This window comes from Gemmobacter caeni (genome assembly GCF_003054195.1).
Taxonomy (GTDB): domain Bacteria; phylum Pseudomonadota; class Alphaproteobacteria; order Rhodobacterales; family Rhodobacteraceae; genus Gemmobacter; species Gemmobacter caeni.
The window spans coordinates 532,580-556,710 of the sequence record NZ_QBKP01000001.1 but is presented as its reverse complement, the minus strand read 5'-3'; the positions used below and the strand labels follow the sequence as shown (position 1 = coordinate 556,710).

Here is a 24,131-nt window from a genome sequence, read left to right as displayed (position 1 = left end):
GAGAGGGCGAAAGTTACACCCTTCACGCGATCGTGCGCGGGGCGCGGTCCGAAAGATCCAGCCACAGCCGCGCCAGGGCGGCCTCGGCCGTTTCCAGACCGCCGTTTTCCACCCCGGCGGACCAGAGCGCGGCTCCGGCGGCATAGGCCCCCGGTTCCAGCCCGCCGCGCAGGCACTGGCTGACCGCGCGGATACGGCAGCCGCGCGCCGTGGCACGGGCCAGTGCTGCCACAATTGCGGGGTCGGACATCATGGTTCCGGCACCAAAGACCCGCAGCACAGCGGCATCCAGTACCTCCAGCGCCGCCTCCAGCATCGTGGCAGGCATGCCGGGCGACAGGCTGAGGATGGCAAGGCGCTTGTTTTCGTCAAACGGCGCCGGATGTGGCGCACGCGGAACGGGCGCGGGCTGGGGCAGGGCGGTGAAGGCATCCGGCGCGTGGCTGTCGGTCTTGGCAAGACCGCCTGCGGGCAGCAGCGCGCCGCCAAGCGCGAGAAACACCCCGGCGCCTTGTTCGGCCAGCGCGATCACCGCAAGGTCCAGATTGGCCTCGGCATCGCCTCCCATGCCCAGCGGCACCATGGCGCCGCAGATCACCAGCCGCCGCCCCGACCCGGCCAGCGCCTGATCCAGCGCCGCGCCGGTAAAGGCCAGCGTATCGGTGCCATGGGTCAGCAGGACCGCCCGGCCCGGATGATCCGCCATCAGCGTCAGGATGCGGTTCCATTCCGCCGGGCCGACATCGGCGCTGTCGCGCAGGGGGGCAAAGACCTCGGCCACCAGATCGGTGCCCTTCGGCAGCCGCGCGGCCAGCGCCGCCTCGACCAGCCCCGGTGCGGGGTGCAGCCCGTCCGGCCCCGGCGCCATGCCGATGGTGCCGCCGGTATGGATCAGTAGCAGCTTCATCCGCCCTCCCGTTTTCCATCGCTTGCCATGCCTGCCTGCGCGGGGCAAGCCATCTGGCCAGGGGGGGCGGGCATTGCTATCCTGCCTGCGATCCAGTGCAACGGGCAGACATGAAACCGATCCATATCCTCAACGGGCCGAACCTCAACCTGCTGGGCAAGCGCCAGCCCGAGGTTTACGGCCATGAAACCCTCGCCGATGTCGAGACGCGCTGCGCCGCGCTGGCCGCCGAGCTGGGCGTGGGGCTGCATTTCGCGCAATCGAACCACGAGGGCGCGATCGTCGAGATGATCCACGCCGCGCGCGACGCCGCCTCGGCCATCGTCATCAACCCGGCTGCTTATACGCATACTTCGGTCGCCATTCTGGATGCGCTGAACGCCTTCAACGGGCCGGTGATCGAGGTGCATATCTCGAACGTCCACAAGCGCGAGAGCTTTCGCCATCACTCCTATGTCTCGCTGCGGGCAGACGGGGTGATCGCGGGCTGCGGGACGGAAGGCTACCTTCTGGCGCTGCGCCGCGTGGTGTCGCTGCTGCGGGCGGGCTAGGCAGGGTGGAAAGCTTTCGCTGGCATCCGGCAGCGCGGGCGGTGGATGCGCGCGGCGCGGTGTGCGACCGGGCGCTGCCAGGGGCTCCGGTTCTGCCGGATCGCCCGGCACTTGCCGCCTTGCAGTCCGCCATCGGGCATCCGGCGTTCCGCATCGGGGCGACGGAGGCTCCGACGCCCGAACCGGGCAGGGTCCCGGTGTTTGAAACCCTGACCGGCGGCACCTCGGGCACGCCGAAACGCATCCGCCGCACGCAGGCATCCTGGATCGCCAGTTTCGCGGTGAATGCCCGGCTGTTCGGCATCGGGCCGGGCACGCGGGTCGCCGTATTGGGGCGGCTGGTGCATTCGCTGGCGCTTTATGGCGCGGTGGAGGCGCTGCATCTTGGGGCGGAGCTGCATCTGCTGGACGGTCTGCGCCCCGACCGGCAGCGCGCGGCGCTGGCAGCGCGGCGCGTGTCGCTGCTTTACGCGACGCCTGCGCAACTGCGCCTGCTGACCGAGGCGGGCGGCGCGCTGCCCGATCTGCGCCATATCGTCGTCGGCGGATCGAAGCTCGATCCGGGGCTGCGGGCGGTGTTGGCCGCTTTGGGTCCGGCGCGGGTAACCGAGTTTTACGGCGCGGCGGAGGCGAGCTTCATCGCCATGGCGGATGAAACGACCCCGCCCGACAGCGTGGGACGACCCTATCCCGGTGTTGAATTGCGCTGTGACACCGATGGCTTGTCCGTCAGATCGCCCTATCTGGCCGAGGGCTATGCCGGAGGCGGGGCCGGGGCCGAATGGCGTGACGGCTGGCTGCATCTGGATGAATTTGCCGAGTTGCGCGATGGCGCGCTGTTTCTGCGTGGCAGGGCCGGGCGGCGGGTGAAGATTGCCGATCAGAGCGTGTTCCCCGAGGAAATCGAACTGGCGCTGCTGGGCCTGCCCGGCGTGACGCGCGCCGCTGTTCTGCCGGTGGCCGATGGTTTGCGCGGGCAGGTTCTGGTGGCGGTTGTGGTCGGAGACCGGGCGGCAGAGCCTGCAATCCTTCAGGCCTTGCGCGCCGCTTTCGGCCCGCTGGCCGCGCCGCGCCGCGTGATCTGGCGCGACAGTTGGCCCGAGTTGCCCTCGGGCAAGACTGACCTCGCAGCGCTGGCGTGGGATCTGCCCGATGACTGAACCCCGCCTGATCGCCGCCCGCCGCAGCCCGGTGATGCCGCGTGGCGGCGCCTTCGCCGGTCTTGCCCTGCACGAACTGGCCGCGCCCGTCATTGCCGCCGTTCTGAAGGATGCAGGCATCGCGCTGGATCAGGTGGACGAGCTGATCCTGTCGAACGCGCTGGGGGCGGGCGGCAATCCGGCGCGGCTGGCGGCGCTGGCCGCGGGTTTGCCAGAGCGTGTCGCGGGGCTGAGCGTCGACCGCCAGTGTGCGGGCGGGCTGGATGCCATTGGCATTGCGGCGGCGCTGGTGGCGTCCGGGCAGGCAAGGGTGGTGCTGGCGGGCGGGGTGGAAAGCTATTCGCGCCGCCCCCTGCGGCTGGCACAGGCGCCCGGTCAGACGCCGCAACCTTATGACCGCCCGCCTTTCACCCCATGGCCCGACCGTGATCCGGACATGACCGATGCCGCCGCCGCACTGGCCGACCGGCTGGGGATTTCTGCCGCGCGCCAGCAGGCCTGGGCGGTGCGCAGCCATGCCCTTGCCCGCGCCAGCGCGCAGCCGGAAATCGTGCCGGTCGCGGGGCGGGACAGGGATGGTTTCACCCGCGCGCTGACCACGGCGCTGGCGGCCCGCGCACCACGTCTGGCGGGCAGCGTCAATGCCGCAACCACGGCGGTGGAGGCCGACGGCGCAGCTTTCGCGCTGGTCGTAGCGCCGGATATCGCGGCAAAGGCACGTCGCTGCCTGCGCATCCGCGCCTGTGCGACGCTGGGTGCCGCACCGGAAGAGCCGGGCCTTGCCCCGGTCGCCGCCATCCGCCGGGTGCTGGACCGCACCGGCCTTGCCCCCGATGCGCTGGAACAGATTGAACTGATGGAGGCCTACGCCGTGCAGGCCCTTGCCTGCATGGACGCCTGTGCCCTGCCAGAGAAACGCGTCAATCCGGGCGGTGGGGCGCTGGCGCGAGGGCACCCCATCGGGGCCTCGGGGGCCATTCTGGTTGCCCGGCTGTTTCACGGGCTGCAACATGGCTCCGGCCTTGCCGCCATCGCGGCGGCCGGGGGTATCGGCTCGGCGCTGGTTCTGCAGATCTGAGTCTGAGGGGGCTCCGCCCCGGCCTGCGGCCTTCCCCGAGATATTTGGACCAAGATAAAGAGCCGGATGGGCTTCTACCTTGCGGAAATATTCCCGGGGGTGAATGGCCGCAGCCAAGGGGGCAGGCCGCCCCCTTGGCAGATGGTTCAGCCGCGTGACAGCAGGGCCTGCGGGCGCACCCGTGCGAGGCCTTGCGTGATCGCCCCGGCGATGACGGCCTTCAGCAGGTCACCGGCAAAGAAGGGCAGGGCCAGACCGGCGGCCTCGGGCAAGGTCTTGCCCAGAACCACGGCCATACCGGCAATGCCGCAGGCATGCAGTACAACCAGACCCCCCAGGAAGGCGCCGCCGAAAGCGGCGATGCCCACAGGCGCGCGCCATTTCTCGACCACCAGACCGGCAACAAAGGCTGCCAGCGGGAAGCCCACCAGATAACCGGCAGTGGGCGAGACAAAGACGCCAAGCCCGCCACGCCCGCCCGCCAGAAGCGGCAGACCCAGCGCGGTGAGGCCAAGGAACAGCAGCACCGCCAGCGTGCCGCGTTTCGCGCCCAGCACCGTGCCGCAGAGCATGATGCCCAGCGATTGCGCGGTGATCGGCACGCCCGAGGCGAGGTCGATCTTGGGCACGAGGCCCAGAACAGCGATAAGAGCAGCGAAAAGCGCGATATGGGTCAGGTTGCGTTCCATCGGGGGGATCTCCTCAAAGCCCGCCCCGCGCGCGCAGGGCCTCGGCCACATGATCAGCGTCATCCAGCGCGGTCAGCACCAGCGGCAGCACGATGGCCACCCCGGCGCGTTTCGGACTGCGCGCGCGCCATGCCTGCCGCAATTGCCCGGCCTTGTCCAGCAGAACCGGCGTGAAGCGGATGACCAGCGCGACCGCCAGCGCCAGCACGCGGGGGTTCAGCCCGAAGCGCGCGAAGGGGGTCAGAACCCGCTCGACCGCCGCCAGCATCGCATCCAGCCGGGTGGTCATCGTCACCAGATTGGCCAGCGCCACGGCAAAGACCATGCGGCCCGCAATGACCGCGCCTGCGCGAATTTCGCCCGTCCACAGATGCCAGAGCGTCAGCACCAGCAGAAACGGCCAGAGCATCCACAGCCGCCCCGCTGCCTCGCGGGTGAAGCCCCACCCCAGCACCAGATGCAGCGCCGCCAGCGCCAGCAGCGCGCCACCGATTACCGGCAGTGCCTGCACCGGAAAGATCAGCGCCGATCCCAGCGCGGCAGCGGCCAGCTTTGGCCCGGCAGGCCAGCGATGCGCTGCTGTCTCATGCGCCGAGGTCAGTGTCAGCATCGCTATCCCCCCGCCGCGCCATCTCGGCCCGGAATTCCTCCAGAACCCAGGCAGCGGCGCCGTCGCCCACCACGCGGCCGGCCTCAAGCCAGATCACCCGGTCGCAACCCGCCACCGCCTGCGGATCATGGCTGATGGTCACCAGCCGCTGCGGCAGGGATGCCAGCCTCCGCGACAGCCGCGCCTGCGTGGGTAAATCCAGTGCCGCGAAGGGTTCGTCCAGCAACAGTGTCGCCGGCTCCATCAGCAAAACCGCCATCAGACACAGCCATTGCTTCTGCCCTTGGCTCAGCGCTGTGACGGGCGCCGCCGCCCAATGCGCGCGGCCCTCTGCCGCGAGGCAGGTCCGCACCCGCGCCGTGGCCTCCCCGGCCCGCAGCCCCAGCTGACGCAGACCGAAGGCCAGTTCTTCCTCTACCGTGGGGAAGATGATCTGGTGATCAGGGTTCTGGAACAGGATGCCGATGGCCCGCAACATGGCCTTGCGATCCACCGCCGGGTCCACGCCTGCCACCCGGATCGTGCCGCCCGTCGGCGCCAACAGCCCTGCCATCAGCCGCAGCAATGTGGTTTTGCCAGATCCGTTGCGCCCGACGATGCCGATGCGCCTCTCATGCAGCGAAAGCGTGATGCCGTGCAGGACCGGCTTGCCCTGCACCGCATATTGCACCCCGGAAAACTCTATCCCGTCCATGCCGCCCGCATAGCTGTCACCCCGGCCGCGCACAACGAAAAAGGAGGGCAGAGCAAAAGGAGGGCATGAGGCCCCCCTTCATTTTCTGTCCATAAATATCCCGGGGAGCGCCGAAGGCGCGGGGGCAGAGCCCCCAGCCCCGCTCAGCCCTGTTGCGCCGCCGCGACCGAGGCTTCCAGAATCTCCATCGCCTCGGCGAAATGCGCGTCGGGAATGGTGATCGGGGCAAGGAACCGCACGACGTTGCCGTAAACACCGCAGGTCAGCAGGATCAGCCCGCGCTTTTGCGCCTCGGCCCGCACCCGGCCGGTGAAGCCCGCATCGGGTTCCTTGGTCGAGGGATTGGCAAACTCCACCGCCACCATGAAGCCGGGGCCGCGGATGTCGACGATCTCGGGTGTGGTCGCGCGCAGCGATTCGAGCTTCTGTTTCAGCCGCGAGCCCAGCTCGTTGGCGCGGGCGCAAAGGTCTTCCTCCTCGATCACATCCAGCACGGCATGCGAGGCGGCGATGCCCAGCGGGTTGCCCGCATAGGTGCCGCCCAGACCGCCGGGATTGGCCGCATCCATCAGCTCTGCCTTGCCGGTCACTGCCGCCAGCGGCAGGCCACCCGCCAGACCCTTGGCCATGGTGGTCAGGTCGGCGGCGACGCCATGCGCCTCCATGGCGAACAGGTGGCCGGTGCGGGCAAAGCCGGTCTGCACCTCGTCGGCAATCATCACGATGCCATGCTTGTCGCACAAAGCGCGGATCGCCTTCACCAGCTCGGTCGGCGCCGGGTAGAAGCCGCCTTCGCCCTGCACGGGTTCAAAGATGATCGCGGCGACGCGCGCCGGGTCCAGATCGGCCTTGAACAGCTTCTCGATCCCCGCCATCGCATCCCTGGCCGAAATCCCGTGCACATCCATCGGGAAGGGCACATGGAATACGCCCGGCATCATCGAGCCGAAGCCCTTCTTGTAGGGTTCCACCTTGCCGGTCAGCGCCATGCCCATGAAGGTGCGGCCGTGGAAGCCGCCGCCGAAGGCGATCACCGCATCGCGGCCGGTGGCGATGCGGGCGATCTTCACCGCATTCTCGCAGGCTTCGGCGCCGGTGGTGACGAAGATCGTCTTCTTGCGGAAATCGCCCGGCACCTTTTCATTCAGGCGCTCGGCGAGGCGGATGTAGTTCTCGTAGGGCATGACCTGATGGCAGGTATGGGTGAAGCGGCCCATCTGTTCGGCCACCGCCGCCATGACCTTCGGGTGGCAATGGCCGGTATTCACCACCGCGATACCCGCAGCGAAGTCGATATAGCGATTGCCCTCGACATCCCAGACCTCGGCGTTCAGCGCCCGGTCAGCATAGATCTGCGTCTGCATCCCCACACCGCGCGAAATCGCCTCGTCCCGGCGGCTGGCCACTTCGGTATTCTTCATCTTTCTGGTCCTCATCTGCCCTAAGGGGAGTTGCGCCACATTTGATCAAATATCCCCACCGCAGGCAATGGGATTCGACAGGTCTTGTGATCCGGGGAGGCACAAGGATACTGCCCCGAACGGATTTCAGAATGACGGGTTGGGCTGATGGGTTTCAGGTCTGGATTGTGGTGCATCACGCTGGGTCTCTGGGTGTCTTGCCTGCCGGCTGCGGGGCAGGGGCAGCAAAGCTATCTTCTGACCGATGGTCGAAGCCTCGCGCCGCTGGACGTGTTCCGCGAATGTGATGCCTGTCCCGAAATGATCGTCATGCCGCCCGGCAGTTTTATGATGGGGGCAAAGCCCGGCGATTCGCGTAACCCGATTGACATGTTCGGCCCGAATGCGACCTTCCGCCTGCTTCCCCCCGGCAAGGAACCCTTCATCCCCGGCGAACATCCGCGCCATCGGGTCGAGATGGACATTCCCTTCGCCATGGGCCGTAACGAGGTCACCCATGCCGAATGGATGGCATGCGTGGACGCCGGTGCCTGCACCCGCGTGCCGAAACATGTGACCCCGACACTCAGCCGCGACATCCCGCTTGGCCCGAAGCATCCGGTCATCAATATCTCTTACCTCGACATGCAGGAGTATGTGCTGTGGCTGAATACGCTGGTCGGGGCGAAGGTTTATCGTCTGCCGACTGAAGCGGAATGGGAATATGCCGCCCGTGCGGGCACCGAAACCCGCTTTGCCCAGGGGGACGAGCTGACCTCGGATCAGGCGAATTTCAATGGCGAGGGCGAGGACAGGATGCGTGGCAATGCTGTTCCGATGTTCGCCTGGCGGGACACGCCGGTCGAAGTGGATGCACTGGATGCTGCAAACGGCTGGGGCCTGCGCCACATGTCAGGCAATGTCAGTGAAAGGACACTCTCCTGCTGGACTGAGGGCGGGCACCTCGGCCTTGCCAGAGACAGTGCCTATTTGGCAAATGCGCTGTCACAGCAAGAATGCAATCGGGTCGAACGCGGCGGCGCCTTCACGGATGGCATGGATTACGCCCGTCCCGCGGCGCGTGGCGGTGCCATCGAATCATATCGCAGGTATATGGCCGGCTTCCGCCTCATCCGGCAGTTCTGACCGGCGTCAGGCCCGGAAATGTGAGAAGCGATAGGGCGAGACGCCGTATTTCTTGCGGAAACTTTTCGAGAAATGGCTGCTGGAGGCGTAGCCGCAGGCGACGGCCACTTCGGTTACGCTAAGGTCGGTTTCGGCCAGAAGGGCGCGGCCGTGTTGCAGCCGCAGGTCATTCATGTAGCGCACCGGGGTGACGCCGAGATAACGATTGAACAGACGTTCGATCTGGCGCCGCGATACGCCAAGGTGATCGGCACAGGCGTCCAGATCAAATTCCTCCTCGATCCGCGCCTCAAGGAAGGCCACGGCCTTGATGAGCTTTTCGTTCCGCGTGCCCAGCCGCGCCGCCAGCGAGGTGACCTGCTCGTCCGCCTCGTCGCGCCGCTGGGTCAGCAGGCACATGTTCATGACCTCCTGGCTCAGTTCGGCACCGTAATGGTCATGGATCAGTTTCAGCATCAGGTCGGCGGCAGCAACGCCGCCCGCGCAGGTCACGATCCGGTCGTCAAGACAGAACACCTGCCGCGCCGGGGTCAGATCGGGGAAGGTTTCGGAAAAGCCGCTCAGGTTTTCCCAATGCAGAGTGAAACGCCGCCCCTTCAGGATACCCGCCCGCGCCAGAGCATAGGCGCCGGTGCACAGCCCGCCCACCGTGCGGCCACGCCGCCACTGGTTGCGCACCCAGTCACCCAGCGTCGCGCCCATCGTGACCTCGGGCTGCACACCACCGCAGATCAGCACATGGCCCTGCGGCTGGGCGGCGCTCAGCGGCCCGTCGGGCATCACCGGCACGCCGTTGGAGCAGCGCACCGGCTGGCCGTCTTCCGAGAAGGTCTGCCAGCGGAACAGGATCTGCCCGGTGAGCTGATTCGCCACCCGCAATGGCTCGATGGCCGAGGTGAAGGCCAGCATGGTGAAGCGCGGGGCCAGAACGAAGGTGACATGCACCGGCTCGATGACTTTCGGCAGCGTGACATGTGCCACGCCGCGCGCCACGTATCGCTGCGAATCCTCGGTCTGATCGGTGCTCATCCGATTGCCGTAGCGCGGCCTGTGAATTGTCGCAAGCGGCAGTTGGTGTTTACCGCCGGTTAACCCTTTCCGGGCCAGTCTGGCCCTGCGAATGAGGAGCGGAATCATGGCGCCTGGACCGGACTGTGACACCCCACACCCCACCCACCCCTTCACGGAACAGGAACGGCTGTCCTGGCTGCGCCTCATTCGCTCCCGCAGGGTCGGGCCGGTGACGTTTCACCGGCTGCTGGCGGAACACGGTACCGCGCAGGCGGCGCTTGCGGCGCTGCCCGATGTGGCGCGCGCGGCGGGGGTGAATGATTACGCGGCCTGCCCGGTGGAGGTGGCTTTGCATGAGATGCGGGCGGCACGGGCAGCCGGGGCGCGTATGGTTTGTCCGGGCGAGGCGGCATACCCCGAACATCTGGCGGGCCTGCCGGATGCGCCGCCGGTTCTGTGGCTGCGCGGCGATGCGGCGCTGCTGGCCCGGCCCATGGTGGCGCTGGTGGGGGCCCGCAATGCCTCCAGCCTCGGTATCCGCATGGCGCGGCGGCTGGCCGGCGCACTGGGCGAGGCGGGGTTTGTCGTCGTATCGGGCCTTGCGCGCGGCATTGATGGCGAGGCGCATTCCGCTGCGCTGGGCACTGGCACCGTGGCGGTGATGGCGGGTGGGGTTGACGTGATCTATCCGGTGGAAAACGGCGGTCTTGCGGCCCGGATCGCGGCAGAAGGGGCTCTGCTGTCGGAACAGCCCATGGGCACGGAACCGCAGGCACGGCATTTCCCGCTGCGCAACCGCATCGTCTCGGGCCTTGCCCGCGCGGTGGTGGTGGTGGAGGCGGCGGCGCGCTCCGGCTCACTGATCACCGCGAAGGAGGCGGCGGATCAGGGGCGCGAGGTGCTGGCGGTGCCGGGCCATCCCTTCGACGCCCGCGCGGCGGGTTGCAACCAGCTGATCCGGGAAGGGGCAACCTTGGTGCGCTCGGCTGAGGATGTGATCGAAGCACTTGGCCAGGTGCCCGCGCCCGCCGCGCGCGCCCATGCCGCGTTGCCTGACGGGGTGCTTCCCGGCCCGGTGCCCGCCCGCCGACCGCTGGCCGAGATTGCGGCGCTGCATCGCAAGATCCTTGACCGGCTGTCGCCCAGCCCGGTGGCCGAGGATCAGCTGATCCGCGATCTGGCGGTGCCCGCGCATGAGGTCGCACCGCAGCTTCTGACGCTGGAACTGGAGGGGCGGGTACTGCGCCAGCCCGGCGGTCTGATCTGCCGGGCGTGAGGCGGGATCAGCAGACCTCGGGCGTGACCGCGGCCCATTGCGGGCACAGCGCCGGATCGGCCCACCAGGCATCGGTGGCCCCGATGGCCCAATGGGCCACGGCCCAGCTTTGGCCGGATTTCCACAGAAGCGCCTGCATGTTGGCACCATCCATGAATTCCGGGTCCAGCCCCTGCTGCCGTACCATCGGGGTCTGAGCCATGTCGATCTCGCCGCCGCCCGGCCGCTGGGCACTGACCATGGCGAATCCCGCACTGCCGTCGACGCGCAGCGTGTGGACAACGAACTCCACCGGCGCACCGAGGTTCATCTCGGCCAGGGGGCGCATCGCATCCATCATGGCGCGTCGGTCGGCGGTGCCGCGGGCGGGTTCGGTCCAGGCGGCGGCGGGATGGGGCAGGGCGAGGCAGAGGCTCAGAACCAGGGCAAGGCGCATCGAAATCAACCGGATCAAAGGGAAATCCGGCGCAGATTGCGCGGTCTTCACGCTTCCGTCAAACCCGATTGCGGGCTTGACGACACGGCCCTGCCTTGACATGGGTGCCCGGTCATACACATGTTTCGGCGCCCCCGATGGGCAGGGCGCAAGAGGTTTTCATGGCAGTCGTCGTCGTCGAGTCACCGGCCAAGGCCAAGACAATCAACAAATATCTTGGCTCCGACTATACGGTGCTGGCCTCCTATGGCCATGTCCGTGACCTGCCGCCGAAGGATGGTTCGGTCGATCCCGAGCATGATTTCGACATGAAATGGGAGGTCGCCTCGGACAGCAAGAAGCATGTCCGGGCCATCGCCGAGGCGCTGAAAACCGATGACGAACTGATCCTCGCCACCGACCCTGACCGCGAGGGCGAGGCGATTTCGTGGCACCTGAAAGAGGCGCTGGCCTCCAGCCTGAAGAAGGGCAAGAAGGTCAGCCGCGTCACCTTCAACGCCATCACCAAGGCCGCCGTGACCGAAGCGATGAAGAACCCGCGCGAGGTGGATGCCGCGCTGGTCGATGCCTATCTGGCCCGACGCGCGCTTGATTATCTGGTGGGCTTCACGCTCTCGCCGGTGTTGTGGCGCAAGCTGCCGGGTGCGAAATCGGCGGGGCGGGTGCAGTCGGTCTGCCTGCGGCTGATTGTCGAACGGGAAATGGAGATCGAGGCCTTCCGCGCCCGCGAATACTGGAGCGTGGTTGCCATGCTCGACACGCCGCGCGGCCAGAGCTTCGAGGCGAAGCTGACCGTGCTGGGCGGCAGGAAGCTCGACAAGTTCGACATCCCGACCGCCGAAGCGGCCGAACTGGCGGTGCAGGCGGTGCAATCGCGCGAATTGCGCGTGGCGGCGGTGGAATCGAAACCCGCCAGCCGCAATCCCTTTCCGCCCTTCATGACCTCGACCCTGCAACAGGAGGCCAGCCGCAAGTTCGGCATGGGCGCCAAGGCCACGATGTCGGCGGCGCAGCGGCTCTATGAAGCCGGGCATATCACCTATATGCGGACGGACGGCATCGACATGGCACCCGAGGCGGTGATGGCGGCGCGGGCCGAGATCAAGGATCGCTTCGGCGCCGAATATGTGCCGGACAGCCCGCGCATGTATAAAAACAAGGCCAAGAACGCGCAGGAAGCCCACGAATGTATCCGCCCGACCGATATGTCGGCGGCGCCCGAAAAGCTGCGTTTGACCGAGGCGGACCAGCGCAAACTTTATGACCTGATCTGGAAGCGTACGATCGCCAGCCAGATGGCGGCAGCACGGCTGGAGCGGACAGCGGTGGATGTGACCAGCCCCGACGGCCAGGTCACGCTGCGCGCCAACGGGCAGGTGGTGATGTTCGACGGTTTCCTCAAGGTCTATGACGAAGGCCGTGACGAGGATGGCGATGACGAGGGCCGCCTGCCGCAGATCATGCAGGGCGAGACGGTGAAACCCGCTGCCGGTGCCTATCGCGCCGATTTCGCCAAGGCGGTTTTTGCCGAAGGCGAACCGGCGCCGGTCGGCGGCGACATCCGTCGGGCGCAAAACATGATGCTGGGCAAGACAGAGGCGGTGAAGGGCATGCAGCACTTCACCCAGCCGCCGGCGCGCTACACCGAGGCGACACTGGTCAAGCGGATGGAGGAACTCGGCATCGGCCGGCCCTCGACCTATGCTTCGATCATCTCGACCATCCAGGACCGCGAATATGTGCGGAAGGACAAGAACCGCCTGATCCCCGAAGACAAGGGGCGGTTGGTTACGGCCTTCCTGACCAACTTCTTCCGCCGCTATGTTGAGTATGATTTCACCGCCGAGCTTGAGGGCGAGCTGGACGATGTGTCGGCGGGCGAGCGCGACTACAAGGAAGTGCTGGCGCGGTTCTGGCGCGATTTCTCGGCCGCCGTGGCGGAAACCGCTGATCTGCGTATCGGCGAGGTGCTGGAGCGGCTCGATGATTTCCTCGCGCCGCATCTTTACCCGGCGCGGGCCGACGGTGGTGACCCGCGATCCTGCCCGGTCTGCGGTTCGGGACGGCTGCATCTGAAGACGGCGCGGTCTGGCGGGGCCTTCATCGGCTGCGGCAATTACCCGGAATGCCGCTATACGCGGCCGATTTCGGTGGGCGACGATTCGGGTGCGATCACCCCGGACGGCAAGGTGCTGGGGCAGGACGAGGACGGCCAGCCGATCACCCTGCGCGCCGGGCGCTTTGGCCCCTATGTGCAAAAGGGCGATGCGGACGAGGCCAATCCCAAGCCGCCGCGCGCCAGCCTGCCCAAGGGCTGGTCGCCGGAAAGCGTTGATCTGGAACGCGCGCTGATGCTTCTGAACCTGCCGCGTCCCATCGGCCCGCACCCCGAGGATGGCGCGCTGGTCGAGGCCGGGATCGGCCGCTTCGGCCCCTATGTGAAGCATAACAGCACCTATGCCAACCTGCCCGAGGTGGACGAGGTCTTTACCATCGGCATGAACCGTGCGGTCGAAGTGCTGGCGCTCAAAGCCTCCCGCGGGCGGGGGGCGAGCGCGCCGGCCCAGCCGCTGAAGGAGTTGGGCGAGCACCCGGACGGCGGCGTCATCGCTGTGATGCCGGGGCGCTACGGTCCTTATGTGAAATGGGAGAAGGTCAATGCGACCCTGCCCAAGGGCATGGAGCCGGAGGCCATTACTTTTGACGAGGCGCTGGCGCTGATCGCGGAAAAGGCGGGCAAGAAGGGCGGGGCCAAGAAGGCGGCCAAGCCCAAAGCGACGGCAAAGCCGAAGGCAGAGGCAAAACCCAAGGCGACGAAGGCCAAAGCCGAAGCCAGGCCGAAGAAGGCCGCAGGCAAGAAGGCTGCCGACGCCGAAAGCTGAAACAGAAAAAGGGGGGCTGAACGCCCCCCTTTTGCCTCACGCTCCGGCTCAGGCGCCGCGCGGATTGACCAGCCGCGCCATCACATCGGCGGCGGCGATGCTGCCGATGGTGCTCCCTCCCTCGGTCACAGCAATCGCGGTGGCGCCGTCACGGATCATCTCCATCACCGCTTTCACCGGGGTCTCCGCCTCCACCGCATGACTGGCAGAGGCAGGCCCCGCCCGCATCACATCGCGCGCGGTCAGCACGCTCAGAGGGTTCATATGTGCCACGAAATCAGCGACATATTCGCTGACCGGATTGGCGATGATCTCGCGCGCGGTGCCGCATTGCACGATGCGGCCGCCCTCCATCAGGGCGATGCGGTTGCCGATCTTGAACGCCTCATCCAGATCGTGACTGACAAAGACGATGGTGCGCTTCAGCCGCTGTTGCAGATCCAGCAATTCGTCCTGCAACTTGGTGCGGATCAGCGGGTCCAGCGCCGAGAAGGGCTCGTCCATCAACAGGATCGGCGCACGGGTGACAAAGGCGCGGGCCAGACCAACGCGCTGCTGCATCCCGCCTGACAACTCGCCCACCTTGCGGTCGGCCCATTGCGTCAGGTTCACCAGTTCAAGCTGTTCGTCCACCGGCTGACGGCGGGCCTCGACCGGGATGCCCGCAAGCTCCAGCCCCAGCCCCACGTTTTCCCGCACCGACCGCCATGGCAAGAGGCCGAACTGCTGGAACACCATGGCGATGCGCGACAGGCGCAGGCGGCGCAGCGTATCGGCATCGGCCCTGGTGACACTGACCATGCGGTCGCCATCCGAGACCCGCACCTCGCCACGCACCACCGGGTTCAGGGCATTCACCCCGCGCAGTAGCGTGGATTTGCCCGAGCCGGACAGGCCCATCAGCACGAGGATCTCGCCTTCGGCCACGCTCAGCGAACAGTCATGCACGCCAAGCACCTGCCCGGTGGCCTGCTGCACCTCGGCCCGGCTCTTGCCCTGGTCCATCAGCGGCAGCGCGCTTTGCGGATCATCGCCGAAGACGATGGACACCCGGTCGAATTCAACTGCGGTCATTTGCGCGTCACCCTCAGCATGCGGTCCAGCATGATGGCCACGACGACGATGACGAGGCCGCTTTCAAACCCGAGCGCGGTATTGACCGAGTTCAGCGCCCGCACCACCGGCACGCCCAGCCCGTTCGCCCCCACCAGCGCGGCGATCACCACCATCGACAACGACAGCATGATGGTCTGGTTCAGCCCGACCATGATCTGCGGCAGGGCATAAGGCAGTTCTACCTTCCACAGCACCTGCCGTTTGGTGGCGCCAAAGGCGGTTGCGGCCTCCAGCAGCGGCATGGGGGTCGAGGAAATTCCCAGCTGCGTCATGCGGATCGGCGCGGGCAGCACGAAGATCACCGTGGCGATCAGGCCGGGCACCATGCCGATGCCGAAGAACACGATGGCGGGGATCAGGTAAACGAAGGTCGGCAGCGTCTGCATCAGGTCCAGCACCGGGGTCAGTGCGGCATAGACCTTGGGCCTGTGCGCGGCCCAGATACCGATGGGCACCCCCAGCCCCATGCAGACCACACAGGATGACAGCACCAGTGTCAGGCTTTCGGTCGTGGGTTTCCAGTAGCCTTGATTGAGGATGAAGGCGAAAGCCAGCGCCACGAACAGCACCACCTTCCACGATCTTTGCAGATACCATGTCAGCGCAAGAAACGCCGCGATCACCACCAGCGGCGGCGGGCTTTGCAGAACCCAGAGGATCGCGTCGATCAGCCGATCCATCACCGTCCCCATCACGTCGAACAGGGGCTTCAGGTTCACTTTCATCCATTCGAAGGCAATTTTCGACAGCTTGCCCAGCGGCAGCTTGTTGTCGGTCAGCCAGTCGAGCATCCGGCGCGTTTCCTTCCTGCGGGGCGCATGCGAAAACCCTCCCCCGCCGGTCGGACAGGGGAGGGCGGTTCAGGGAAGCCTTAAAGACCCAGCGCCGATTTCACCGCGGCCATGGCGTCGCCGCCGTCCTTTGTGGTCACGCCGTCCAGCCAGGGGCCAAGCGTATCGGGATTGGCCTTCAGCCAGGCCGAGGCGGCGGCCTTCGGATCGGCACCATCATCCAGGATCGCACCCATGATCTCGTTCTCCATCGGCAGCGAGAAGACGAGGTTTTGCAGCAGCTTGCCGGTATTCGGGCATTCCGCGATATAGCCCTTGCGGACGTTGGTCGCCACGGTGGCGCCGCCAAGGTTCGGGCCGAAGAAATCATCGCCGCCGGTCAGATAGGTCATCTTGAAATTGGCATTCATCGGGTGGGGTTCCCAGCCGAGGAAGATGATCGGCTTCTGCTCGCCCGTGGTGCGGGCGACTTCGGCCAGCATCCCTTGCTCCGAGCTTTCGATGACTTCGAAGCCCTTCAGGCCGAAGGCATCCTTCTCGATCATGTCGAGGATCAGGCGGTTGCCGTCATTGCCCGGCTCGATCCCGTAGATCTTGCCTTCCAGCGCATCTTTCTGCGCGACGATATCGGCGAAATCCTTGATCCCTAGCGCGGCACCGGCCTCGTTGGTGGCCAGCGTGTATTTGGCGCCCTCAAGGTTGGTGCGCACGGTCTCCACGGTGCCCGCCTCGCGGTAGGGGGCGATGTCGGCCTCCATCGTCGGCATCCAGTTGCCGAGGAACACATCCACATCGCCACCGGCAAGGCCGGTGTAGGTCACCGGCACCGACAGCAGCTTGGTTTCGGTTTCATAGCCCAAAGCCTCCAGCACGACACTGGTGGCGGCGGTGGTCGCGGTGATGTCGGTCCAGCCGACATCCGAGAAGATCACCTTGTCGCAGCCTTCGGCATGGGCGGTGCCTGCAAAGGCAAAGGCCACCGTGGTGGCCAGAAGGGCGGATTTCACTTTGGTCATGTCGACTCCCTGGGTCTGGCGTTGGCCGTGTTTTTTGTTGATTGACGGATCAATAAAAAACACGCTAGCTCGGTTTGGCAAGTCTTTTTTGGGGAAATGCCGTGCCGAAGCTTGGGATGGAACCTATCCGAAAGGCCGCGCTGGTCAAAGCGACCATCGTGGAACTGGGCCGTGCCGGGTCGCTGGATGTGACGGTCAGCCAGATCGCCAAGCGGGCAGGCATGTCCTCTGCGCTGGCGCATCATTACTTTGGGTCCAAGGAGGATATCTTCCTTGCCGCGATGCGACACATCCTGTCGCTTTACGGGGCCGAGGTGCGCGGCGCGCTGGCGGCGGTGGACGGGCCGGAGGCGCGGTTGCAGGCGATTCTGCGTGCGAGTTTCAGCCCCGGTAACTTCCGGCGCGAGGCGGTGGGGGCCTGGCTGAACTTCTATGTTCTGGCGCAGACCGTGCCCGAGGCGCGGCGGCTGCTGTCGGTCTATCAGCGGCGGCTGCGGTCGAATCTGCTCAGTTGTCTGCGTCCGCTGGTCGGCGTGCGGGCGGATCGCGCGGCCGATGCGCTGGGGGCGCTGATCGACGGCGTCTACCTGCGCGAAGCTTTGAAGGAGGGGCCGCCGGATTCGGCCTCGGCCGTGGCCACGGTTATGGAATTCGTGGCCTCGGAACTCGGGAAACGTAAATAAAGAAAGGGGATGACCATGCGGGCACAGCCGAAGGCCAGCCATTTCGTCAATGGTGACTATGTCGAAGATACCGCCGGTGCGGCGATCGAGGTTGTCTATCCGGCCACGGGCGAGATGATCGCCGTGCTGCATGAGGCGACGCCTGCGGTGATCGAGGCGGCGCTATCCGGGGCAGCGGCGGCACAGAAAGCCTGGGGGGCCACGCGCCCGGTCGAACGCGCCCGCATCTTGCGCCGCGCCGTGGATCTGATCCGCGCCCGCAATGAAGAACTTTCGGTGCTTGAGACGCTGGATACCGGCAAGCCTGTGCAGGAAACCACGGTGGCCGACTGGCCTTCGGGCGCCGATGCGCTGGAATATTTCGCTGGGCTGGCGCCGACGGTGACCGGCGAAACCGTGCCGCTGGGCGGCGATTTCGTCTACACGATCCGCGAACCGCTGGGCGTCTGCGTCGGCATCGGTGCATGGAATTACCCCAGCCAGATCGCCTGCTGGAAGGCCGCCCCCGCGCTGAGCCTTGGCAATGCGATGATCTTCAAACCGTCCGAGGTGACGCCGCTCGGTGCGCTGAAACTGGCCGAGATTCTGGTGGAGGCCGGACTGCCTGCCGGGCTGTTCAATGTGGTGCAGGGGCGGGGAACCGTGGGCGGTGCGCTGGTCACCGATCGGCGCGTGGCGAAGGTTTCGCTCACGGGGTCGGTGCCGACGGGGCGCAAGGTTTATGCCGCTGCCGCTGAAGGTATCCGTCATGTGACGATGGAGCTGGGCGGCAAGTCGCCGCTGATCGTCTTTGACGATGCCGATGTCGAAAGCGCCATTGGCGCGGCGATGCTGGGGAACTTCTATTCCACCGGGCAGATCTGTTCCAACGGCACCCGCGTCTTCGTGCAGAAGGGCATCAAGGAGCGTTTCCTGAGCCGCCTGGCCGAGCGAACCGCTGCGATCCGCCTTGGTGAGCCGCTGGACCCCGAAACCCAGCTTGGCCCGCTGGTGTCGGAGGCGCAGTTGCAAAAAGTTCTGGGCTATATGCAAATTGCAAAGGCTGAAGGTGCCCGGCTGATCTGCGGTGGCGACCGTGCCGCGCTGAATACCGGCTTCTACGTTCAGCCCACTGCCTTTGCCGATGTGACCGACGATATGACGCTGGCACGGGAAGAGGTGTTCGGCCCGGTCATGGCCATTCTTGATTTCGAGAATGAAGAAGAGGTGATAACCCGCGCCAATGACACGGAATTTGGCCTCGCCGCCGGGGTGTTCACCGCCGATCTGGCACGCGGGCATCGCGTGGTCGCGCAGCTTCAGGCCGGAACCTGCTGGATTAATGCCTATAACCTGACCCCCGTGGAAGGCCCCTTTGGTGGGGTGAAATCTTCGGGTGTGGGGCGCGAAAATTCGCGGGCGGCGGTCGAGCATTACACGCAGGTGAAATCCGTCTATGTGGGCATGGGCCCCGTCGACGCTCCGTATTGAGGCGAAGATGAGCAGCGATTACGTCATCGTCGGTGCGGGCTCCGCCGGTTGCGCCATGGCCTATCGTCTGGCCGAGGCCGGGCGCAGTGTCACCCTGATCGAATTCGGCGGCACCGACGCCGGGCCCTTCATCCAGATGCCTGCCGCGCTCAGCTATCCGATGAACATGGGCCTCTATGACTGGGGGTTCCAGACCGAGCCCGAACCGCATCTGGGGGGGCGGGTGCTGGCCACCCCGCGCGGCAAGGTGATCGGCGGCTCGTCCTCGATCAACGGCATGGTCTATGTGCGCGGCCATGCGCGCGACTTCGATCACTGGGCGGAGCAGGGTGCTGCGGGCTGGTCCTATGCCGATGTGCTGCCCTATTTCAAACGGATGGAAAGCTGGCACGGCGATACCGGCGAGGCGGATTATCGCGGCAGCGATGGCCCTTTGCACATCACCCGAGGCCCGCGTGCGAATCCCCTGTTCAACGCCTTCATCGAGGCCGGCCGACAGGCAGGTTATCCGGTGACCGAAGATTACAATGGCCGCCAGCAGGAAGGTTTCGGCGCCATGGAGGCGACGATCTGGCGCGGGCGGCGCTGGTCGGCCGCCAACGCCTATCTGAAACCTGCGCTGAAAACCGGGCGGGTAAAGGTCGAAAAGGGCTTCGCCCGCCGTGTGGTGATCGAGAATGGCCGGGCTATCGGGGTCGAGGTGGAACAGAAGGGCGGGATCGTGGTGATACCGGCGGCGCGTGAGGTCATCCTCGCGGCTTCGTCGATCAATACGCCGAAACTGCTGCTGCTGTCCGGTGTCGGCCCCGCGGCCCATTTGCGCGAGCATGGTATCCATGTCTGGGCAGACCGGCCGGGTGTCGGCGCGAATTTGCAAGATCACCTTGAGCTATATTTGCAGTTTGCAGCCAGCCAGCCGGTGACCCTGTACAAATACTGGAACCTCTGGGGCAAGGCGCTGATCGGGGCGCAATGGTTGCTGACCGGACGGGGGCTTGGTGCCTCGAACCAGTTCGAAAGCTGCGCTTTCATCCGCTCGAAGGCCGGGGTCGATTACCCGGATATCCAGTATCACTTCCTGCCCATCGCGGTGCGCTACGACGGCAAGGCCGCGGCCGAGGGCCATGGCTTCCAGACCCACGTCGGCCCGATGCGTTCTGCCTCGCGCGGGGATGTCACGCTGCGGTCCTCCGATCCGCGTGTCGCGCCGCGCATCCGTTTCAACTACATGAGCCAGGAGTCGGATTGGGATGATTTCCGCCGCTGCATCCGGCTCACGCGCGAGATCATCGGTCAGCAGGCCTTCGCCCCCTATCTGAAATCGGAAATCCAGCCTGGTGCGGGCGTGCAGTCGGACGATGAACTGAACGCTTTCATCCGCGAACATGTTGAAAGTGCTTATCATCCTTGTGGGACTGCGCGGATGGGGGCCGCCAGCGATCCCGGCGCCGTGGTGGACCCGGAATGCCGGGTGATCGGGGTGGACGGCCTGCGCGTTGCCGACAGTTCGATCTTCCCGCGGGTGACCAACGGCAATCTCAACGGCCCGTCGATCATGACGGGCGAGAAGGCGGCGGATCATATTCTGGGCCGCGCAATGTTGCCGCCGTCGAACCTTGCGCCCTGGATCAACCCGGACTGGCAGCAGGCGCAGCGCTGAAAAGATGCCTGCCAGTTGCGCGATTTGATCCGGGTCAAGGTGGTACCCCTCAGCGGCGGTTAGGATGTGGGTGTAACGTTGAAGGAGAGACAGACGCATGTCGAACACCCCCCACGAACTGGCCGAAGAGTTTCCGGCTGAAGCGGGCAAGATTTCGGCTCTGAAGGAGACCGATGCGCATTTCGCCCGGCTGGTGGACGAATATCACGAGGTCAACCGCGCCGTGCATCGTGCGGAAACCCGCGTCGAGGCGCTGTCGGAAGAACATGAGGCCGAGTTGCGCCGCAAGCGTGCCGCGCTGAAAGACCAGATCTGGCAGCGCCTCGCGGCGTAACGACCGGAAAAAAGGCCCGGAATATGCAAATTCCGGGCCTTTGCTTTGCAATAATCACTCAGCAATCTGGTAGGGCAGGATTCCGCGTTTGTCGGGGTCGACCTTCAACCGGCGTTCCAGCGGCGGGACGGAGCGCTGGTGACAGTCGCGCCGCTCGCAGATCCGGCAGGAAATGCCGATCGGCTCGAACCGGCCCCGGAGGTCCAGCCCGTCGGCATAGACCAGAGCATCAGCGTGCTGCACCTCGCATCCAAGGCCAATCGCGTAGCGGCGCACCGGCGCCTGGAAACTGCCCCCCGCCTTGCTGACATCGCGCGAGAGGCAGAAATAGCGCACGCCATCCGGTGTTTCCGCCAGCTGACGCAGAAACCGACCGGGTGTTTCAAAGGCGCGATGCACGTTCCACAGCGGGCAGGCCCCGCCGAAACGGGCGAATTGCAGACGTGTGGCCGAATGGCGTTTGGTGATCGTGCCCGCCTGATCGACCCGGACAAAGAAGAAAGGTATGCCTTTCGCACCCGGCCTTTGCAGGGTGGACAGGCGATGCGCCACCTGTTCGATGGAGGCGCCGAACAGGTCTGACAGGCGCTCAAGATCATGGCGGGTTTCCATGGCGGCCGCCTGGAAGGCACGGTAGGGCAGCAGCGCGGCCCCGGCAAAGTAGTTGGCAAGACCGATCTTGGCGATATCCCGCGCCTCCGGCGTGGCAAAGCGGGCCAGATCCAGCGTTGCTTCCAGCAGATCGTTCTGGGTGGTCAGCGCCACCTGGTAAAGCAGCTGAAACCGCTGGGTCGGCCCGGAGGCACGGCCCGAAATCTCCAGCCGCCGCCCGTTCGGATCGTAAACCCGAAGCGCCGTGCTGTCGGAAAAATGCAGCTCCACCCCCGCTTTGGTCAGCGTGTCGGTTGCGATGAAAAGCGGGTCTTTCCGGCTCCCCGAAGGCATGGCGTAATGTTCTGCCGCGCGGTCGATGGCATCGAGGTAGTTGTCGCAATAGTGAAAGAAATCACGGACTTCCTCCCATGGTGACGGGCGCAGTGCCGCATCCTCACGACCCAGAGCCTCGTCCAGCGAGGCGAGGCGTTCGTGGGTCTGACGATAGGCGCGATGCAGGTCCAGAAAGGCCCGCGCCAGCGCCGGGGCGTTGGACGCGGCCAGCCGCAGATCGGCCAGCGGCGGCGCGCCGCTCTGGAAAACCGGGTCGGCCAGTGCCTCGCGCATGTCCGACACGATCCGCTCTGCATCACCTGTGGTCAGTTCGGTGACGTCGAAGCCGAATTCCTGCACCAGCGACAAGACGACCGCAGCTGAAACCGGCCGGTGGTTGTTTTCCATCTGGTTCAGATAGGGCAGGGATACGCCCAGTTTGTCTGCAAAGACCTTTTGGGTGACACCGAGCCTGCCGCGCAGTTCGCGCAGCTTTACCCCGGCATAAAGCTTCTGGGTCGACATCGGGCCTCCGTTGCGGCGGGGTTGCTAATTGCAAACACTCGCCTTTGCAAAGCCTGTCGTCAAGCGGTCAGCCCGAAAGACCAAGGGCGCGGGCGCGCTGCATGACCCAGAGAATCGACAGCACCGATGCAACGGAGGAGGCAAGGATCAACAGCACAAGGGGCAGTTCGCTGGAGCCGGGTTGCAGCAGGATACCGGCCAGTGCCGCGAGCCCCGCGCCCCCGCCGATGATGAAGGCCCCGCCCAGCCCCGACGCGGTGCCTGCCAGCTCGGGGCGCACTGAAAGGATGCCGGCATTGGCATTCGGCAGGCAGATGCCGTTCCCAAGCCCCATGAACAGGGTCAGCCCGAAGAAAAGGAAGGCAGTGGTCAGATCCAGCAGCGACAGGAGCGCCAGCACGGCGGAGGACAGCGTGGTCACCACCGTTCCCAGCAGAACCATGCGGTTCATCCCGATGCGCACCGAATACCGGCCCGCAAAGAAGTTGCCCCCCGCATATCCCAGCGCGGTGAGGGCGAACAACATGCCCACGCGCGAGGCGGAGAGGCCGAAAACCTCGGTACCGACGAAGGGGGCGCCGCCGAGATAGGCGAAGAAACAGCCCGAGGCGAAAGCCGCGGACAGGCAGTAACCCCAGAACCTCTGCGACCGCAGGAGGAGCGGATATTGCCGGGCCTGCTCGGTAAAGCTCATACCTGAAGGGGTGGAGGTTTCGCCCAGATCGCGCCAGCACAGCAAGGTAACCGCGATGCCTGCCGCCAGCAGCAGGCCGAAATTGGCGTGCCAGCCGAAATATTCATCCAGCACACCGCCAATCACCGGGCCGATCATCGGCACGAGGCTCATCCCCATCGTCACATAGCCGATCATCGAGGCTGCCTCGGCATCGCTGACCATGTCGCGCACAATGGCCCGCGACAGCACCATGCCGGCGGCGACAACCGCCTGCGCCATGCGGAAGATCAGGAAGGCCGTCGCATTAGGGGCAAGCAAGGTGCCGACCGTGGCCAGAAGGAACAGCAGAAGCGCCCCCAGCACGACGCGGCGGCGGCCATAACGGTCTGAAATCGGGCCGATGGCGATTTGCAGCACGGCAGAAAGCGCCAGATACAGCGCGACGGAAAGCTGCATCAACCCGTAAGACGTGCCAAACCACTCTGCCATGCCCGGAAGTGAGGGCAGGAAGATGTTCATGGTCAGCGCAGAGACCCCGGCCAGCAGGGTCAGCGTGACGATCTTCGGCGGGGTCGTCGGATCGAGAAAGCGTGAGGGCGGTAGTTGCATATGCAAGGGCTACGCGCGCGCGGCGGCTCTGTCCATCGCAAGAATGCACAGGCCGCTGTGCGGCAGGCCGGTTACCAGCGGTGGAAGATGAAGAAGGCGCCGCCCGCAATCAGCGAAAAGCCGACAAAGTGGTTCCAGCTCAGCGGCTCTTTCAGGAACAGCGTCGAAAAGATGCCGAAGATCACAAGGGTAATGACCTCCTGGATCGTCTTCAGCTCGGCTGCGGAGAAATAGCCGTAGCCGATGCGGTTCGCTGGCACCATCAGCATGTATTCGAACAGGGCGATTCCCCAGGAGGTGAGGATCACCATGGGGATCGCCGCCTCTTTGAATTTCAGGTGGCCATACCAGGCGAAGGTCATGAAAACATTGGAGGCGACAAGCAATCCGATGGTAACAAGCGGAACGGGCAGGGCGGGCATGATGGCTCCGGACGGGTTGATCTGCGCGCGATCCTAATGCGGCCGGGCCAGAGTTGGTATCG

23 protein-coding genes are annotated in these 24,131 nt (G+C 65.7%); 10 read left to right on the top strand and 13 right to left on the bottom strand.

Annotated features, from left to right (window positions below; all coding sequences use genetic code 11):
• Nucleotides 1-22: 22 nt before the first annotated feature.
• Nucleotides 23-907 (bottom strand): asparaginase domain-containing protein, encoded by an 885-nt coding sequence (locus C8N34_RS02630; RefSeq protein WP_108127353.1) that lies wholly within the window; start codon nt 905-907, stop codon nt 23-25.
• A 110-nt stretch (nt 908-1,017) separates the two neighbouring features.
• Here C8N34_RS02630 and aroQ point away from each other — a divergent pair, with 110 nt between their 5' ends.
• The 3 genes from aroQ to C8N34_RS02615 are packed head-to-tail and all read left to right on the top strand — an operon-like array spanning nt 1,018 to nt 3,696.
• Complete coding sequence (aroQ, locus tag C8N34_RS02625) at nt 1,018-1,458, top strand: type II 3-dehydroquinate dehydratase (protein WP_108127351.1); 441 nt, start codon at nt 1,018-1,020, stop codon at nt 1,456-1,458.
• A 5-nt stretch (nt 1,459-1,463) separates the two neighbouring features.
• Nucleotides 1,464-2,618 (top strand): AMP-binding protein, encoded by a 1,155-nt coding sequence (locus C8N34_RS02620; protein WP_108127349.1) that lies wholly within the window; start codon nt 1,464-1,466, stop codon nt 2,616-2,618.
• Nucleotides 2,611-3,696, top strand: coding sequence for a thiolase family protein (locus tag C8N34_RS02615; RefSeq protein ID WP_108127347.1), 1,086 nt, complete (start codon nt 2,611-2,613; stop codon nt 3,694-3,696). Before C8N34_RS02620 ends, C8N34_RS02615 begins: the two co-directional genes overlap by 8 nt.
• A gap of 146 nt (nt 3,697-3,842) precedes the next feature.
• On the opposite strand, the gene C8N34_RS02610 is transcribed toward C8N34_RS02615, so the two are convergent.
• The 4 genes from C8N34_RS02610 to C8N34_RS02595 all read right to left on the bottom strand — a co-directional run bounded on the left by C8N34_RS02610 (nt 3,843) and on the right by C8N34_RS02595 (nt 7,110).
• A complete protein-coding gene (locus C8N34_RS02610) occupies nt 3,843-4,385 on the bottom strand; it encodes a biotin transporter BioY (protein WP_054304529.1) in 543 nt (180 codons plus the stop codon).
• Between the two features lie 13 nt (nt 4,386-4,398).
• A complete protein-coding gene (locus tag C8N34_RS02605; protein WP_108127345.1) occupies nt 4,399-4,995 on the bottom strand; it encodes a CbiQ family ECF transporter T component in 597 nt (198 codons plus the stop codon).
• Nucleotides 4,970-5,689, bottom strand: coding sequence for an energy-coupling factor ABC transporter ATP-binding protein (locus C8N34_RS02600; protein ID WP_108127343.1), 720 nt, complete (start codon nt 5,687-5,689; stop codon nt 4,970-4,972). The genes C8N34_RS02605 and C8N34_RS02600 overlap by 26 nt, the downstream gene beginning before the upstream one ends.
• 143 nt (nt 5,690-5,832) lie before the next feature.
• Complete coding sequence (locus tag C8N34_RS02595; RefSeq protein WP_054304526.1) at nt 5,833-7,110, bottom strand: 4-aminobutyrate--2-oxoglutarate transaminase; 1,278 nt, start codon at nt 7,108-7,110, stop codon at nt 5,833-5,835.
• A 147-nt stretch (nt 7,111-7,257) separates the two neighbouring features.
• Here C8N34_RS02595 and C8N34_RS02590 point away from each other — a divergent pair, with 147 nt between their 5' ends.
• Nucleotides 7,258-8,235, top strand: coding sequence for a formylglycine-generating enzyme family protein (locus C8N34_RS02590; protein WP_108127341.1), 978 nt, complete (start codon nt 7,258-7,260; stop codon nt 8,233-8,235).
• A gap of 6 nt (nt 8,236-8,241) precedes the next feature.
• Here the strand turns inward: C8N34_RS02590 and C8N34_RS02585 are convergent, their stop codons facing one another.
• The gene (locus C8N34_RS02585; protein ID WP_054304524.1) at nt 8,242-9,264 is read right to left on the bottom strand and encodes a GlxA family transcriptional regulator; all 1,023 of its coding nucleotides are present in this window, start codon (nt 9,262-9,264) and stop codon (nt 8,242-8,244) included.
• 106 nt (nt 9,265-9,370) lie between these two features.
• On the opposite strand from C8N34_RS02585, the gene dprA reads away from it, so the two are divergent.
• On the top strand, nt 9,371-10,522 hold the full coding sequence (dprA, locus tag C8N34_RS02580) for a DNA-processing protein DprA (RefSeq protein ID WP_108127339.1): 1,152 nt from the start codon (nt 9,371-9,373) through the stop codon (nt 10,520-10,522).
• A gap of 7 nt (nt 10,523-10,529) precedes the next feature.
• Here the strand turns inward: dprA and C8N34_RS02575 are convergent, their stop codons facing one another.
• Nucleotides 10,530-10,958 carry a hypothetical protein gene (locus C8N34_RS02575; RefSeq protein WP_170120524.1) on the bottom strand — a complete coding sequence of 143 codons (429 nt, stop codon included), beginning with the start codon at nt 10,956-10,958 and terminating at the stop codon, nt 10,530-10,532.
• 161 nt (nt 10,959-11,119) lie between these two features.
• Here C8N34_RS02575 and topA point away from each other — a divergent pair, with 161 nt between their 5' ends.
• A complete protein-coding gene (gene topA / locus C8N34_RS02570; RefSeq protein ID WP_108127335.1) occupies nt 11,120-13,840 on the top strand; it encodes a type I DNA topoisomerase in 2,721 nt (906 codons plus the stop codon).
• A gap of 48 nt (nt 13,841-13,888) precedes the next feature.
• On the opposite strand, the gene choV is transcribed toward topA, so the two are convergent.
• The 3 genes from choV to C8N34_RS02555 form a co-directional block, all read right to left on the bottom strand.
• Nucleotides 13,889-14,914, bottom strand: coding sequence for a choline ABC transporter ATP-binding protein (gene choV, locus C8N34_RS02565; RefSeq protein ID WP_108127333.1), 1,026 nt, complete (start codon nt 14,912-14,914; stop codon nt 13,889-13,891).
• A complete protein-coding gene (gene choW / locus C8N34_RS02560) occupies nt 14,911-15,747 on the bottom strand; it encodes a choline ABC transporter permease subunit (protein WP_054304519.1) in 837 nt (278 codons plus the stop codon). Before choW ends, choV begins: the two co-directional genes overlap by 4 nt.
• An 80-nt stretch (nt 15,748-15,827) precedes the next feature.
• Nucleotides 15,828-16,763 carry a choline ABC transporter substrate-binding protein gene (locus tag C8N34_RS02555; RefSeq protein ID WP_108127331.1) on the bottom strand — a complete coding sequence of 312 codons (936 nt, stop codon included), beginning with the start codon at nt 16,761-16,763 and terminating at the stop codon, nt 15,828-15,830.
• Nucleotides 16,764-16,879: 116 nt separating this feature from the next.
• Here C8N34_RS02555 and betI point away from each other — a divergent pair, with 116 nt between their 5' ends.
• The 4 genes from betI (at nt 16,880) to C8N34_RS02535 (ending at nt 20,910) form a co-directional block, all read left to right on the top strand.
• Entirely contained in the window at nt 16,880-17,446 is a 567-nt protein-coding gene (gene betI, locus C8N34_RS02550; protein ID WP_054304517.1) for a choline-binding transcriptional repressor BetI, read from the top strand.
• Nucleotides 17,447-17,461: 15 nt separating this feature from the next.
• Complete coding sequence (gene betB, locus C8N34_RS02545; protein WP_108127474.1) at nt 17,462-18,916, top strand: betaine-aldehyde dehydrogenase; 1,455 nt, start codon at nt 17,462-17,464, stop codon at nt 18,914-18,916.
• A gap of 7 nt (nt 18,917-18,923) precedes the next feature.
• Entirely contained in the window at nt 18,924-20,576 is a 1,653-nt protein-coding gene (gene betA, locus C8N34_RS02540; RefSeq protein ID WP_108127329.1) for a choline dehydrogenase, read from the top strand.
• Nucleotides 20,577-20,673: 97 nt separating this feature from the next.
• Nucleotides 20,674-20,910, top strand: coding sequence for an HP1242/YdcH family protein (locus tag C8N34_RS02535; RefSeq protein WP_054304514.1), 237 nt, complete (start codon nt 20,674-20,676; stop codon nt 20,908-20,910).
• A gap of 54 nt (nt 20,911-20,964) precedes the next feature.
• Here the strand turns inward: C8N34_RS02535 and C8N34_RS02530 are convergent, their stop codons facing one another.
• The 3 genes from C8N34_RS02530 to C8N34_RS02520 all read right to left on the bottom strand — a co-directional run bounded on the left by C8N34_RS02530 (nt 20,965) and on the right by C8N34_RS02520 (nt 24,069).
• Entirely contained in the window at nt 20,965-22,362 is a 1,398-nt protein-coding gene (locus tag C8N34_RS02530) for a helix-turn-helix domain-containing protein (protein WP_108127327.1), read from the bottom strand.
• Nucleotides 22,363-22,429: 67 nt separating this feature from the next.
• Nucleotides 22,430-23,647 carry a multidrug effflux MFS transporter gene (locus C8N34_RS02525; RefSeq protein ID WP_054304512.1) on the bottom strand — a complete coding sequence of 406 codons (1,218 nt, stop codon included), beginning with the start codon at nt 23,645-23,647 and terminating at the stop codon, nt 22,430-22,432.
• 71 nt (nt 23,648-23,718) lie between these two features.
• Complete coding sequence (locus C8N34_RS02520) at nt 23,719-24,069, bottom strand: DMT family protein (RefSeq protein ID WP_108127325.1); 351 nt, start codon at nt 24,067-24,069, stop codon at nt 23,719-23,721.
• Nucleotides 24,070-24,131 lie beyond the last annotated feature (62 nt).